The 14255-nt window shown below is 54.6% G+C and carries 8 protein-coding genes, 2 pseudogenes and 1 riboswitch; of the genes and pseudogenes, 3 read left to right on the forward strand and 7 right to left on the reverse strand.

Annotated features, from left to right (window positions below):
• Nucleotides 1-133: 133 nt before the first annotated feature.
• The 5 genes and pseudogenes from JMJ04_RS18255 to JMJ04_RS18275 all read right to left on the reverse strand — a co-directional run bounded on the left by JMJ04_RS18255 (nucleotide 134) and on the right by JMJ04_RS18275 (nucleotide 7967).
• Nucleotides 134-1450, reverse strand: a complete 1317-nt coding sequence (locus JMJ04_RS18255; protein WP_201371870.1) for an RNA-guided endonuclease InsQ/TnpB family protein — start codon at nucleotides 1448-1450, stop codon at nucleotides 134-136.
• A pseudogene (locus JMJ04_RS18260) lies at nucleotides 1413-2008 on the reverse strand (IS607 family transposase); the annotation flags it as partial. The pseudogene JMJ04_RS18260 and the gene JMJ04_RS18255, both read right to left, overlap by 38 nt.
• Before the next feature lie 87 nt (nucleotides 2009-2095).
• Nucleotides 2096-2788, reverse strand: a complete 693-nt coding sequence (locus JMJ04_RS18265; RefSeq protein ID WP_201371871.1) for an O-methyltransferase — start codon at nucleotides 2786-2788, stop codon at nucleotides 2096-2098.
• Nucleotides 2789-2931: 143 nt separating this feature from the next.
• Nucleotides 2932-3162: pseudogene (locus JMJ04_RS18270) on the reverse strand (RRXRR domain-containing protein); the annotation flags it as partial.
• Between the two features lie 362 nt (nucleotides 3163-3524).
• On the reverse strand, nucleotides 3525-7967 hold the full coding sequence (locus JMJ04_RS18275) for a DUF6788 family protein (protein ID WP_201371872.1): 4443 nt from the start codon (nucleotides 7965-7967) through the stop codon (nucleotides 3525-3527).
• 294 nt (nucleotides 7968-8261) lie between these two features.
• Here JMJ04_RS18275 and recD2 point away from each other — a divergent pair, with 294 nt between their 5' ends.
• The 3 genes from recD2 (at nucleotide 8262) to JMJ04_RS18290 (ending at nucleotide 12172) form a co-directional block, all read left to right on the forward strand.
• Nucleotides 8262-10577, forward strand: a complete 2316-nt coding sequence (gene recD2, locus JMJ04_RS18280; RefSeq protein WP_201371873.1) for an SF1B family DNA helicase RecD2 — start codon at nucleotides 8262-8264, stop codon at nucleotides 10575-10577.
• Nucleotides 10578-10710: 133 nt separating this feature from the next.
• The gene (locus JMJ04_RS18285) at nucleotides 10711-11592 is read left to right on the forward strand and encodes a sulfurtransferase (protein WP_201371874.1); all 882 of its coding nucleotides are present in this window, start codon (nucleotides 10711-10713) and stop codon (nucleotides 11590-11592) included.
• Between the two features lie 184 nt (nucleotides 11593-11776).
• Nucleotides 11777-12172 (forward strand): iron-sulfur cluster assembly scaffold protein, encoded by a 396-nt coding sequence (locus JMJ04_RS18290; RefSeq protein ID WP_201371875.1) that lies wholly within the window; start codon nucleotides 11777-11779, stop codon nucleotides 12170-12172.
• Between the two features lie 113 nt (nucleotides 12173-12285).
• Here JMJ04_RS18290 and JMJ04_RS18295 read toward each other — a convergent pair whose 3' ends face one another.
• On the reverse strand, nucleotides 12286-13044 hold the full coding sequence (locus JMJ04_RS18295; protein ID WP_201371876.1) for a uracil-DNA glycosylase family protein: 759 nt from the start codon (nucleotides 13042-13044) through the stop codon (nucleotides 12286-12288).
• Nucleotides 13025-13651 (reverse strand): flavin reductase family protein, encoded by a 627-nt coding sequence (locus tag JMJ04_RS18300; protein ID WP_201371877.1) that lies wholly within the window; start codon nucleotides 13649-13651, stop codon nucleotides 13025-13027. The genes JMJ04_RS18295 and JMJ04_RS18300 overlap by 20 nt, the downstream gene beginning before the upstream one ends.
• Nucleotides 13652-14074: 423 nt before the next feature.
• Nucleotides 14075-14214: riboswitch (cobalamin riboswitch) on the forward strand.
• Nucleotides 14215-14255 lie beyond the last annotated feature (41 nt).

Consider the following 14255-nt stretch of genomic DNA (forward strand, 5'->3'; position numbering starts at 1 on the left):
TGTGTAAACACTTCCGAGCGGTTAGTTGTTCCTGTTTCTGCGCCGACAGCCATCGCACGAGAACCTTTGGATCAGCCCTCTCGTTTCGGTCTCACACCGGCTCCACAGGCATTTAACGTCACGGTCGTAGCCACTACCCAGGACGGCCAACGTGAGGCTCTGCTCGTTGGCGAAGCATTTCCATTGCGAACCAGGCCAGGTTCAACGCGGCATTGAGATCCCGGTCGATCACCAGTCCACAGATCTGGCACTGATAGGTGCGGTGTTTGAGCGGCATGCGTTTCTTGACATGCCCGCAGCACGAACAGCGTTTGGTGGAAGCAAACCAGCGCGAGGCGATGAAGAGATTGCCCCCGGCGTTGGCGACCTTGGTCTTCAAGAATTGCAACAGTTGCCCCATCGCTGCATCGGCAACGGCTCTGGCGAGCTTCCGGTTGGCCAGCATCCCCAGGATGTTGAGGTCTTCGATGCCGATGGCTCCACAGGTGCGCGCCAACTCGGTCGTGAACTTGTGCTGGACATCCCGCCGGATGTTGGCGATCTGCTGATGCTTGCGCGCTACCTTGAGCCGTTGCTTCTCGTAATTCTTGCTGAACAGGGTTCGCTTGCTTTGAGGGTCTTTCGTCTTCTGTTTCTTACTGAGCTTGCGCTGCAGCTTGCCGAGTTTCTTGAGATGGAGCGCGAACGGCCTTTGGTTCTCAAGCCGTCGTCCATCGCTCACCACAGCAGCTTGCTTTACGCCCACATCCACTCCCACCACTGGTTCAGGCGTTTTGGGACGCTCCCGTGTGATGTCTACTTGAACGGAGACGTACCAGTGGCCCGCTTCACAGCAGACAGTCGCCCCCAGGATCTTGACTCGTTCGCACACGACGTGCTTGCGCTTGTTTCGCTTCTTCGTAGGAGTGGTGGCCTTCCCCTTTTCGACGAAGCGCAGCTTTTCTGCCAGGTTGACCGTTCCTAGTTTGCGCAGCAGCTTGCCTCGGTCCTTCTTCGTTTGGCGTTGATTGAGGATGAAGCGCCCTAAGCCAGGAATGGAGATCCAGTGACTGCCAACCGTGAATTTATCGTTGGAGAGGTAGAACGACTCGTGCGACTTCCCCTTTTTCTTGTACTGGGGGTAGTTCGATCTGCCCGCGAAGAAGTTGTAGTAGGCGTTTTTGAGGTCATCGAACGCACCTTCTACCACACACTTCGTCACCTGATAGGTCCACGGATATTCTTGCTCCCGGATCTGGTTGAATTGCTTCTTGAGTGCGAGGGCATGTGGCGGTTTGAGCACGCGCTGCTCTTCGGGAACGGTTTCCTGCTCAGCTTTATACGCCTGGTACTGCTTTTCCCACTGCTCCCGTCCCCAGTTGTAGATGAATCGCCTCGTGCCACAGGCTCGTTTGAGGTACTCCACCTGTTCGGGGGTGGGATTCATCCGGATCTTGTGCGCGGTTTTCATCCTTCAGCGCCTTTTCTCCCGCTTTGCGGGAATGCCGCAGGCCAGACAATCTCGACGAAAAACAGCGGAGAATGCTCATCACATCCTGGACAAGCTCTTGCTCTGGAGAGAGCGTCTCCGTGTTCATCACGACCAATTTCGTGTGGTGAGTCTCGCACAGATGCTTGAGCAGAGCAAAGCCAAAGCGCGCCAGCCAATCCTGGTGAGCAATGAGCGCACGCTCCACTTCTCCTGCCACAATGGCATCCACCAGAGTCAGAAACCGTTTGCGCTCAACATCGAGACCCTCACCGATCTCCATCATCCAGTCGTCCACCACCAGCTGCTTGGAGACCGCATCGCTCGAGAGCGCTGCCCGTTGGTTCTGCAAGTCCGGCCATTGAGCAGGACTCGACACCCGGCAAGAGGCTCTCGTTCGGCGAGCGCTGGCCGCTGAGGAAGGTTGAGCGCCGTGGCCAGATCGGTCTCATGATACTAGCGACGCCCAGAAAGCGTTCGTTTGGCTTTGAGCCTGCCTTCCCAGCCCCAGCGCTGCAACGTTTTCACGCTGACACCCACCTGCTTGGCAAACGGTGCAACCTAAGAACACATAATAATTTTAGAGCACTTTCGCACCCTTTTTCAATACCTGGTACATATCTCCTCTTATGCCTCAGGTAGCACAACGGCGATATTGAACCCATCCGTGTAGTCCTCATCCATGGCAAGCGCGATAGCGCGCAGGCGTGGATGCTTGAGCGTTTGAAGATTATACTGGTAAAGACCAGCCGCCCCCTGGTCGTCAAGCGCACTTTCGCTGAGGGCTTGTCCCGCGCGTATGCAGTTATCGGCAACGATGATGCTTCCAGGGCGACTGAGGCGAATAGCCCAGTCCAGATAGTGTGGATAGGAGGGCTTGTCTGCATCGATGAAGACCAGGTCAAAAGGGGCCTGATCTACCAGCTGGGGCAGCGATTCATGGGCGCTGCCAACGCGTACCTCGGCTCGGTCGGCGACCCCTGCCTGTTCAAACGAACGCTGAACTACTTCAGCATGAGCGGGACTGACTTCCAATGTAATCAGGCGACCAGTTGGAGGAAGTGCCCGCGCCAGCCAGATGCCGCTGTAGCCAGCCAGGGAACCTATTTCCAGAATTTTCTGAGCGTTGCAGGCTGCTGCTAAAACCTGGAGGAGCTTGCCTTGGAGCGGATTAATGTGAATGGCCGGTAGCCCTGCCTCCTTGGTTGCGGTGATGGTTGTGCGCAGCGCCTCGTCCTCGGGCGCGAAGAGCTGAACAAGATTTTCTTCGACTTCATGTCGTATACGTGCCTGCTGCTGGAGTTCAGTTTCTTGTTGCATTGGGTATAAAAATCCTTTTCATGAAATAGTCACTGGGCGAGAGGTGCACATGTTAATGCACGCTCTCGTTATATCACAGAATGTGGTCTTCCTTTCAGGCTGGTTGGGTGGTGGGGCTGGTTATGCTCCTGCATAGGGTGCTCCTTACCGGACTGGTCATTGACCAGAGCGATGCCAGTGGTGTTGCTCCCTGGATCAAGCTTGAGCCTGAGCGGGGTCAATAATGGCTGCTCTACGCTGGTCTTGAGCACAATCGTGAAGGGATAGCGTTTGAGCACGGCAGCTTTGCCCGATGAAAGCAAGATGCGTGCGCGACCTGGATGCACTGGGTTCAAAGGGTGCCGGTCGGTATCGACAACGAAAACGTAGGACATACGATGGACTCCTTTTGCTCGTTCCCGAGCCTCAACGCGGGGCAAGCCCCTTGTTGGTAATGGTGGCCTCGACGATGTTCTCAGGCGGCACATCCGACGAGCACTGGGTATACCCACGCCCTGTTTAACCCGCCGGTTGTAGAGCTGCACGCTGGCCTCGCACGCGTAGGTACGATCTTTGACACTCCCTGAGAACGGAGCCCCATCAACGTTGATGCACGCATCAAGGTTGGTGGCTGGGTCTGGTCATGTTCGGGCCTACAGACACCGGTGAGGATGCCTGCAAGCCCCGGCATGCATGCCGGGGTCCATGACATGGAAGCGTTTGTCCAGGGTGGGAGGTCGAAAGGCTGGCTGGGGCGTTATAAGTGCGTGTACTCTAGAGACGTTAGTAACTGCTCGATTGTGAAAAGGTCACGCGTGGCATGGCTGCTGGCAAAGAGGTCTCGGGCCTGGTGAAGAGCGGCCAATGCCTGCTCTGTTGTGCTCTGTGTTAGACCTGGCTGAGGGGAGCGTTGGAGCAGTGAGAAGCCGTGGCTGGCCAGGGTTCGGGCATAGTCCAGGCGTAGCTGATGCTCCTGACAGAGTTGTAGCGCCTGTGCAAAGTAGTGATCACTCTGGGCATAGTTCTGGCGTGTACTCTCGATCTGTCCAAGCAGACAGTAGGCACGCTCAAGAGCGGTCTGGATCTGATTATCCTGGGCCTGTTCTAGTATTGAGTGTGCTAGCCGGGTGGCTACGGCCAGATCGCCACGCACGAAGTGTAGCTTTGCCAGGAGAAAGTTGCCCTCCAGAAGCATTTCACGTTCGATCTCCTCTTGATTCTGGGGAGTGACCGCGCGCTGTAGTGTCTGGGACACCTGGCGTAGCAGGCGTTGTTGTTGTGGCGTAGAGGGTGGTTGTGGCTGCCCTGGGTGAAAGGCGTTGGCCTGGTGTAGGCGCAGTTCGCCTAGCTTGAGGAGCGCATAGCGAGCGTTACGTGTACTTTTGATGCCACGACTGATACGCAGCGCTTGTAGCAGATAGGTACGTGCCCTATCCAGGTCCCCTTTATCGATCTGAATGCCTGCCATTTCAAGCGTAAACCAGCTGAGGTTATCGTCGTTCTTGACTTGCTCGCATGTGGCGATACAGCGGAGCAGCAACTGCTCGGCCTCCAGTAGGTCTCCATTCTGATGTGAAAGCTCGCCAAGGTTGCCCAGGCCCAGGGCGACGATGGGCAGCTCTTCAATTCGTTCGGCCAGCTCAACCGCGCGTCGCAAGTACTTACGCGCTTCATTATGCTCACGCCTGAGCATATAGACGGCGCCTATATTGTTGCAGGTGACAGTCTGGTGGGAGACCAGTCCGGCCTGTTCAAAAATCTCAAGCGATTGAAACAGGTGGCACAGGCTTTCCTGAGTATCTCCCATGCATATTTCGACGGTACCCAGCCGCTCATAGGCGTAACCCAGCTCGACTGGATCACCGCTTAGCGCGCGCTCAATGCGGGTCTGTGGCGCTTCGGAGGATGTAGATGGCGAATAGGGATATATACCGGGCAGCCAGTAGCCATCATGCTGCCTCTGCCCCGCCAGCGGAATTGCCGCTGAGAGAATCTCCAGGGCTTCTTGTAGTAAGCGCTGAGCTTCCTCAAAATGCCCGAGTAAGCGTAGCAGGGCCGCGTACTGCGATTGAAGACTTGCCCAGGTTATTCCGCTAATAATGCCTGCTTCTTGCATCACAACGCGTCCCCGAATAAAGCACTCCTGGGCCAGGCGATAATTTCCGGAGGATGACCAGGTATAGCCGATCATGCGCCAGAGGAGGGCGCGAATCTGAGCTTCCTGGTGGGCCTGGTCTGCTTGTGGCATATGAGAGGGATAGGCACGTTGCATAAAACTATAATCGGCGCGGATCGAGAGCATGCTATGATAGCATGCACGTGCGATCTCATAATTCCCTAAAACCAGATTGCACTCGGCGATACGCTCAAGGACGCGACACACACGGAGCGGGTCTTCAACCGCTTTCTCCAGAGTGCGCGAGGCAATATGGCCTATCTGGTGCACAATGTCTTCGGTCTCGGCCTCATGAATAGGCATATAGGCAATGGCATAGAGAACCTGGCGATAAAAGTTTTGCGCCTCAGGATAAGCTGCCAGGGCATAGGCGTGATGGCCAGCTAACTCAGCATAATGGCCAACCTGCCTGGTCTCGCCGCCACCACGTATAAGATGGTAGAGAATATCGGCCGCCAACTTCTCCTGGGGGGCCATACTATTGGCGCTCTTAATCGCTTCAACCGCGCGCCGATGAAACTGCGCTCGTCGTGCCGCTGAGAGGCGCTCATAGAGATGACTGATGATAAGCGGATGCCAGAAGTGATAGGTAATATGCGCGCCATTCCCCTCTTCCGTCAACAGTCCCGCCTGCAATGCCTCGTCGAGGAGATCTAGAATCATGTCCTCACTATGCTCGCTTGCCATTGGTAGCAGCAGATTCAGTTCAAAGGAGCCACCAAGCACAGCGGCCCTGTTAAGCAGTGAACGGCAGTTGGGGCTTAGCCTGTGGAGGCGGCGTTCAAGGACGGCAGAGATGCCCTCTGGTAGGGCTGAGCTAGCGAGCTCTTCTCTGATGTCCTGTTGCAGCGTAGGCTGCGAGGAGGCCCCTTTGAGGAGGGCGTCTGGTGATCCTGAGAGGGCGTGTTTGCTTATGGGAATAGTTACGAAGCGAGCAAGCTCCTCGGCGAAAAAGGGATTGCCGGCTGCCTGCTGTTGAATCGTATGCACCAGGTCACGAGGCAGATAGGAGACAAGCGTTCCGATCTGGTCGCTAGAGAGTGGGGCGACCGGGAGATTGACCAGGGCCTGTTCCCGGCAGAGGTCCGCATTCATCGTCCGAATTTTATGCTGGGCGGTGAGCTCTTTGTCGCGACAGGTAGCGATGACGAGGATATGCTGTTGGCGGAAGTGATGAATAAGATATGTGAGTAGGTCCAGGCTACTATCGTCCGCCCAGTGAAGATCATCCAGGACCAGGAGGAGCGGTGCCACCTGGCTTAAGCTCTCAAGGAGGTGTAAGGTGGATTCCCACAGGTGCAGGCGATCCTGTTCAAGTGAAATCGCCGAGGGTGGCGGACTGGGATTGGTGAGAGGCGTAATCTGTGAAAGCTCAGGCAGGAGTGTGCGGAGCTGTTCCAGGTGTAATGAGAGTTTGAGAGGCTCTGAGGCTGCTGCTTCAAGTGTATGATAGGGGGAATCTGCATAGATGGGAGCAAGCTCTGGAATGCTTTGCAGGAGTGTGCGGAGCAACTCGATCCAGGGGCGATAGGGAATTGTAATTTCTTGTTCAAAGGAGCGGCTCCAGGCGACGGTCCAGCCCTGAGTGTAGGCTTCCAGGCTTAGCTCCTCTGCCAGGCGTGTCTTCCCAATACCAGCCTCGCCTTGAAGCATGAGGAAATGTGGGACACGCCGTAGTGGTTGAGTCTGTGCGAGAGGAAGGGAGGATGCCTCTACGCAGACTAACTGCGGTTCTGCGCTTGTAATGGCGTGCATAACGTTGCGCAGTATCTCCTGTTCGTGTCCGCGGCCAATTAAGGGACTTCGATTGTGGCGGCTCAGCTGGAAGGATGGGCGCGCGAAATGTAAGGTCGAAGTAGCTGTGAGCGTATGAAGTACATGGGCCACGGTGGCTGGCTCTTGCTGGGGAGCCGTCTCTGGCCTGGGTATGCCCGGTGTAGGAGAAGCAGGTACCGCAGGCATGGGGGGAGGGGAGTTCTCAGCAAGGAGAGGAACTTGCCCCTTGAGAAGGGCCTCATAGAGCTCTGTAGTCTCAGGGAGTGGCTCGCCCTCATATTCATTTTCTAATAACTTAACATGCTGAATATAGGCTTGTAGCGCCTCCCCACGGCGATCCATATGTGTAAGCAAGATCATCAGGCGTTGGAGCGCAATCTCATTGGTTGGTTCGACGGTGCGTAAATGGTCCAGCGCCTCAATGGCGTTGATGGGCTTTTCTTCTGCGATATAGAGTTGGGCCAGGCGTAGCAACATACCTACCCAGGTCCGCTGTAAAGCATCCCGCCGTGGCGTGGCCCACTCGGAATAGAGTTCTTCCAGTAAATAGCTCCCTGCATAGAGGTTTGCGGCCTCTTCTAGCCGTTGCAGAGCTATCTCCTGGTCTGTGGCTGCGCTGGCCTCCTTGACGCGCTGCTCAAAGGCCTCGGCATCAACCCAGATGCGCGAGCTATCGGCAAGCTCTAAAATGTCGCGTTCGAGGCGGAGCATACGCGAAGTGGCGGGGCGCTCCAGGTCAGGCTCCAATATCTGGCGTAGCTCATGAACGGCACCATTGAGGCGATTTGCGGCAATCTCAGCCTCCAGGTCAGGCCAGAGATGATATCTGATCTGTTCGCGATGCATTCTACGACCTGGGCTGCTCAGCAGATAGCCTAGCAGGGAGCGTGCGCGTTTACGATGCCAGGTACGGCTTTCTACTGGTTCCCAGGCGTCACCTTGTTTACGCATGATGCGATACTGCCCAAGCAGATATACCCGAAGAACTGGTTCTGTCTGGGATAGATCTGAGGAAGATGGAAGAGCAGGGGTCTCTAGTGGAGCGTCCTTTGCGTGTGCGAGCTCTAGTGCGATCTCTGGTGGCAGTTTCGCGCCGATATAGCGGCTGACTGTACGCCCTTTTTCACTCCAGTAGGCATACCAGTAGGGGCCGTGACCTGCACCTTCTCGGCATTTCCGGCAGCGTTCTTTTCCACACCGCGTGTACTGTTGACGATATGTCACTTTTCCGCTGGGTTTTCCACTCATAACAAACTGTTCACTTGCGATCTGCCGTAATGGCAAGTAGAGTGATGCAATACAAGGACAGGTGTGTCGCTGTGGGTAAGGGATGTATTAGCTATTATATCCTAAGTCATCCTTTCTCACAACAACGTAGCTAAATATAGCAACAATGCGTATAGGTATAAATGACGCTTTTGTTAGCAGTGTATAAATGCTCCTTCCCCTGTGCTAAGATAGGGGTGTAGAAAGAGAAGGATGTTTGCACTGATTGCTTACTCTAGATACCGCAAACCAGCGGGCAATGTGGAATAGGTTTGTATGGCAACGCTTGAAGGGTCTGTAGAAAATATCGTCTTTCGTAACGAAGATAACCACTATATGGTCGCGCGTTTTCGTCTCAGCAGCAACAAATTATTTCGGGACGATTTGACAACCATTGTGGGCGTCTTGCCTGGCGTACATGTTGGCGAGTTGTTATCGCTTGAGGGTGAATGGGAGCACGATCCGCGCTATGGGCGCCAGCTGCGTGTAACGAACTTTACCCAGCGTCTCCCCTCATCGCCCGAGGGCATTCTCCGCTACCTGAGTTCGGGCCTGGTCAAGGGCATCGGACCAAAGAAGGCGGGCTTGATTGTTGATCACTTTGGCGAGCAGACACTGGCCATCCTTGAGCAGCAGCCAGAGCGTCTCGGCGAGGTGAAGGGTTTGAGCCTGCGTGACCGCAATCAGATTATCCATACATGGCTAGAGCAGAGCGAGATCAAGGAGCTGCACCTCTTTTTGCAGTCGCACGAGGTCTCCATCAATCTAGCAACACGTGTGTATAAGCAATATGGCCGCGAAGCGATTCAAGTAATTCGCGCGAATCCTTATCAATTATCTGAGGATGTGTATGGCATCGGGTTCCGCACGGCGGACGAGATCGCCCTGAAACTAGGGCTACCTGCTGATAGTGTCGCGCGCCTCGCCTCGGGTCTGAAATATGTGCTGGCCCAGGCCGCCAATGAGGATGGACACTGTTTCCTGACCGAGCGTGATTTGCTGTTGCGGGCCTCCGATGAGTTGCGTATTGCGCCAGAAACGCTTGACCAGGCCTTACAAGCCTCGCGCGACGACAAGGATCTCTTTCTTGAACCAGCTCACCAGGATCTTCAAACCGCGAAGCACTCAACAACCCATGAGAGCCTGTTTGAGGAATCATCAGCTTCCCAGGCTCACGTCTATTACGCTCCCTTCTGGTATGCTGAAAATGGCTCTGCGCGCCTGTTGAAGTTTCAGATGCAGGCGCCCAGTCACCTGCCACCGGTCTCCCAGCAACTCTGGGAGAACGTCTTCCAGTTGCTCAAGCAGCGGCGCAATATGCTTCTAACGGACACGCAACGCCAGGCGGTACAGCAGGCCTATACACAGAAGGTTTCCATTCTAACTGGTGGTCCTGGTACTGGCAAATCAACCTCTATTCGGGCGCTGCTGATGCTGCTCCGCAATCGAAAAGTTGATGTGGCCCTGGCGGCACCCACGGGCCGGGCTGCCAAGCGCCTGAGCGAGGCGACTGGCAGCCAGGGCACAAGTCTTGAGGCCAAGACGCTGCATCGCCTGCTGGAATATACCCCGCATGATAATAGCTATCAGCGCAACGAAGACCATCCCCTGCCACATCAATTTGTGATCGTCGATGAGTTCTCCATGGTCGATATCTTGCTGTTCTACCATCTCCTCAAAGCCCTGCCGCGCAACGCCCATCTCTTGCTTGTTGGTGACGCGGACCAACTGCCATCCGTGGGACCAGGCAATGTGTTGCGCGATCTGCTTAGAAGCGAGGTTATTCCCGTGGTGCGCCTGACGGAACTCTTTCGCCAGGCCCAGCAAAGCAAGATCATCGTGAGCGCTCACCAGATCAACAATGGGCAAATTCCCTCGCTTAAGGTCGAGCCACATAGTGACTTCTTTTTTATGCACGAGGAGGACCCGGTGCGTGGTCAGCACCTGCTGATTGACCTGGTAAAGCGCCGTTTGCCTGCGCGCTATAACTTTCACTCCCTCACAGACATCCAGGTGCTCTCTCCCATGTACAAAGGGGCCATGGGTGTCACCTTGCTCAACGAGAAGCTACAGGAGAGCCTGAATCTTAATACGCATGTCCAGGTTGAATGGGGAGACCGCGTCTTTCGTATTGGTGACAAGGTCATGCAGACGCGCAATGACTATGATAAGGGCGTTTTCAATGGCGACGTGGGCTGGATACGCGCCATCGATAAGGAGAACTCCACGGTCAAAGTTGAGTTTGTAGAGGAGGCAGGACCGCTTTTTGTCAGCTATGCCTTTCATGAGTTGGACGAAGTGGTGCTGGCCTACGCGGTGACTGTGCATAAGAGTCAGGGGAGTGAGTATCCCGTGGTGATTTTGCCGCTCTATCGTGAGCATCGTATGCTGCTCCAGCGAAATTTGTTATATACAGCAATTACGCGTGCCAAACGCTTTTGTGTCATCATAGGGCAGCCGCAGGCGTTGGAGATGGCAGTCCGTAACGACCGGGTGGCACTACGAAACACCGCTCTGGCCGAACGTCTTGAGCATCTCTTCCGGGGCACACATAACGACTTGTTTAATTCCGAGTTGGATAGTAGAATATAACGAGTGTCCATTTTGTTATCCCTGGTAATGTATGGACGTTATCGGGCATGCTTTGAGACGTTTCATCCTATGGCAACCATTTTCGAAGCGTTTGCTATAGATTTTATAGGTATTTTGAGGAAGGGTTTGACACATGTCAGGAACAGAACAGACTACTGCGGCTGTGAATGCGGCCTCCGGGTACGCGCATCCAGAGGTATTGGTTGAGACAAGTTGGGTTGCTGAGCATCTAGAGGATGGCTCAATTCGCATTATCGAGGCTGATGAAGATGTCTTGCTGTACGAGATTGGTCACATTCCAGGGGCGGTGAAGCTTGACTGGCATGTGGATGTGCAGGATAGACTCTCGCGCGATTTTGTTGATCAGCAGGAATTTGAGCGCTTGATGAGCCGTTGGGGCATTACCAATGATACCATGATTGTGCTGTACGGTGACAAGAACAACTGGTATGCCTGCTATTCATTCTGGCTCTTCTCGATGTATGGGCATACGAAGATGAAGATTATGAACGGTGGCCGTACAAAGTGGGAGGCCGAGAAGCGTCCTCTGACCAAAGCGGTGCCGCAGATAACTCCTTCTACCTATCATGCGCAGCCTGCCGATGAGGCACTTCGTGCTTATCGCGAAGATGTGCTGGCCGGCCTCAAAAATCCCGGACGTCGCCTGGTGGATGTACGTTCACCACAGGAGTACACGGGCGAACTTATTCATATGGTCAACTATCCCCAGGAGGGCGCGCAGCGTGGCGGGCATATCCCTGGTGCGAAGAATATACCCTGGGGCACAGCAGCCAACGCCGATGGCACCTTTAAGTCAGCTGAGGAGCTACGCCAGATTTATGGCAGCAAGGATGTCACACCCGATGCCGAGGTCGTGACCTACTGCCGCATCGGCGAGCGCTCTGCCTATACCTGGTTCGTGCTGACCAGGCTGCTGGGCTATCCTCGTGTACGCAACTATGATGGTTCCTGGACCGAGTGGGGAAATCTGGTGCGCTCTCCTATCGAGAAATAGAGCAGTAAGCCGATAACAAGAAGGTATAAGCCATAAATTATTGCAGGGAGTAGCGATAGCCAGCAAAGTGGAGAGGGCCGCGTCTCTCCCCCAGAGGCAGGTATCGCTGCTCTTTGCGTTGCAAGATAGATGCAAGGAGCAGGCGACCCAAAGAGCCTGTTTCAGTCCTAAGGAGGCTTCCTACATGGATCGTCAAGAGGCGATTGAGTTTCTGCTTGATCACTACGAAAATCCGCGCCACAATCATGCTGTAGAGCAACCAGATGTTAGCCTGAGCGGCGGTAATCCTGGTTGTGCCGACGTGATCACTATGCAAGCTCGTTTTGGGCAGGATGGCAAGCTGGAGGATATTGGCTGGGAGGGCGAGGGTTGCACCATCAGTCGAGCCGCAGCCTCGTATGTTACTGAGCTGGTTGAGGGGTTGACCCCTGAAGAGATTGAGGCCCTTAGCTTTGAGGACCTGATGGATCAGCTTGGGCGCGAACTGGTCATGACGCGCCCGACCTGTGCTACTCTGGCGCTAGGAACACTTAAGAAGGGCGTACATGAGTATCATATGCGCGAGCGGGCGAAAGAGTAGCCTGCTTGCAGCGCACTGTTACAAGCAAGAGGCATAATCAAAAAAGGGCACGATTCACTGGAGAGGGGCGAGGGGATGGTGAATGTGGAAGAGTCGTGCCTTTTTGCGTTAGCTTATAGCTCATACTCTATGCGCCATTGTGCAAGCAGCTGCAAGGCTTGCTGTAGGAGTTGCTGGTGCTGGGAATCGTTGAGCCAGCGGCTCACGCCCGAGGGATGAGGGAGGGGCAGGAAGAGGGTGCCATCGCGCTCGCTATAGGTGCCAATCAGGTCTTCAAGCTTCGTTTTCCCTCTTGCCAAAGTGCTTGACATGTTTGTTCTTCCCTTGTTATAATTCTTTTGCTCGTAGTGGGGGGATACGGGAGGCGGTTGCTGAACCACTGGTATGTTTCCTCGATCCGTCTGAGGATCCTGCAAGAGGAAGGTTTCAATCGCCATGGTTCCCACCAGGAGTACGACACGTGGGCGAACGAGGCGTAACTCGGCATCGAGAAAGGGGCGGCAGAGCTCCGTTTCCTGGCGTGAGGGCTTGCGGTCGCCATTGCCACGAGGATTTTTCCCTGGATCGCAGTGTGTGAGTGAGCTCAAATACGCATGCTCATAGAGATAACCTGCGGGGAAGCCTGCTTGCTCTAGCCAGCGTTGGAGAAGAAGACCCGCTGGACCACTCCAGGGTTTATTATTGGCGACTGAGCGGTGTCCAGGAGCCTGTCCAATGACGAAGACCTGGTCGGCTACCCGACCGCTGACGATAGGTTGGGCGCAGGGAATATAGCCTGCCTCCTGGCAGTGTCGACAGGCCTTGATCTGTGTTTGCAGGACCTGGAGTTCTTCTTGCCTGGAATGTGATGTATTAGTTGGATCCATCTTCATGGGCGGTCCCGGTCGTGGTTAGCGTTGGCTTGCGTTGTAGATTTCCAAGATGCCGATATTGCCCTTGATAATAGAGCAGTGGCGATGGGTCCGCATGCTGGCTAGAGCCATTCTGCCCATTAGCTATGGCTACATCATGTTGCTGCTCGAAACCATCCTCCACGAAGAGCGTGCGCTCGGCCGTTCCCATGGCTGCAACCTGTCCAAGGAAAATGTTGTGATCGCCGCCAGGGTATTCCGCGACGACGCGTGCATCAATGAAGGCCAGCGTTTTGTCGAGAATAGGCGCACCCGTTACCGCGGTATGATGCGTCGCGTTGCAGAAAAAGTTAAAACGTTCCGGAGTTGAGGTGGCAAAGCAGTTGGAAAGCTCTTCTTGCTGCTGTGTCAGCATGTTGACAGCAAAGATTTTGCTATCGCGAATCAGGGGGAGTGTCTGACTTTTGAGATCCACACAAATCAGAATCAGGGGTGGCTCAAGCGAGACGGAGCAGAATGCGTTCACGGTTAAGCCGCCCAGAACCTCTTGATGACGCGTCGTGACGACGGTAACGCCAGTGGCAAAGCGACCCATTACCTGTCTAAAAAAATTTTTTTCTAATGCCATTAACTTATCCTCATAAAGCATATATATGTGCTAATCATGCCTGCTGGCTCTTCATTGAACGCGGGTGGTGGCTCTTCTTCCCTGTCATGAAAGCGATGACGCTGCTCCCAGCTGCCAGGATGGCTACTTCTGACTAGTTGTAGTATCCTGCCTGCCCTGATTCTTGTCAACTGTACCTAAGTTCAGGCTCCCACGTTACTTCCGGGCATGAGACCTCATGCATTGACACAGGTAAAAATGATTGCCTATACTTAATTATTCGTATCAAACCTGGTACTTTCGTAGTTCTCGTCGATATGATCTTCTTCCGAAGCCCAACGCCACTGGCGTGTCTAGCGCTTCGCGCTCAGGGTTTTCGGATCAGAAGTATGTGTTGTTGTGCTGTGAAAGGGCGCGTGCTTATTGAAGCAGGCAGCAATGCGCAGGGAAGATGGTGTGAAACCGTCGCAGTCGCGCTACTGTAACTGGTGAGTTGCTCTCCCCTCTTCGTAAGAGGTTATGCCACTGTCTAGCAGATGGGAAGGCAGGTAGAGCCGCGCTATAAGCCAGGAGCCAGGATACCTGTATTCGACCAGGACAGAGAGGTTCCTTCGCGTGTAAAAAG

This window comes from Ktedonobacter robiniae (genome assembly GCF_016587375.1).
GTDB classification, from domain to species: domain Bacteria; phylum Chloroflexota; class Ktedonobacteria; order Ktedonobacterales; family Ktedonobacteraceae; genus Ktedonobacter; species Ktedonobacter robiniae.

Coding starts and splice junctions, on each gene's coding strand:
- JMJ04_RS18285 (WP_201371874.1), top strand. CDS start 10,711: ATGTCAGGAACAGAACAGACTACTGCGGCTGTGAATGCGGCCTCCGGG.
- JMJ04_RS18290 (WP_201371875.1), top strand. CDS start 11,777: ATGGATCGTCAAGAGGCGATTGAGTTTCTGCTTGATCACTACGAAAAT.
- JMJ04_RS18255 (WP_201371870.1), bottom strand. CDS start 1,450: ATGAAAACCGCGCACAAGATCCGGATGAATCCCACCCCCGAACAGGTG.
- JMJ04_RS18275 (WP_201371872.1), bottom strand. CDS start 7,967: ATGAGTGGAAAACCCAGCGGAAAAGTGACATATCGTCAACAGTACACG.
- recD2 (WP_201371873.1), top strand. CDS start 8,262: ATGGCAACGCTTGAAGGGTCTGTAGAAAATATCGTCTTTCGTAACGAA.
- JMJ04_RS18265 (WP_201371871.1), bottom strand. CDS start 2,788: ATGCAACAAGAAACTGAACTCCAGCAGCAGGCACGTATACGACATGAA.
- JMJ04_RS18295 (WP_201371876.1), bottom strand. CDS start 13,044: ATGAAGATGGATCCAACTAATACATCACATTCCAGGCAAGAAGAACTC.
- JMJ04_RS18300 (WP_201371877.1), bottom strand. CDS start 13,651: ATGGCATTAGAAAAAAATTTTTTTAGACAGGTAATGGGTCGCTTTGCC.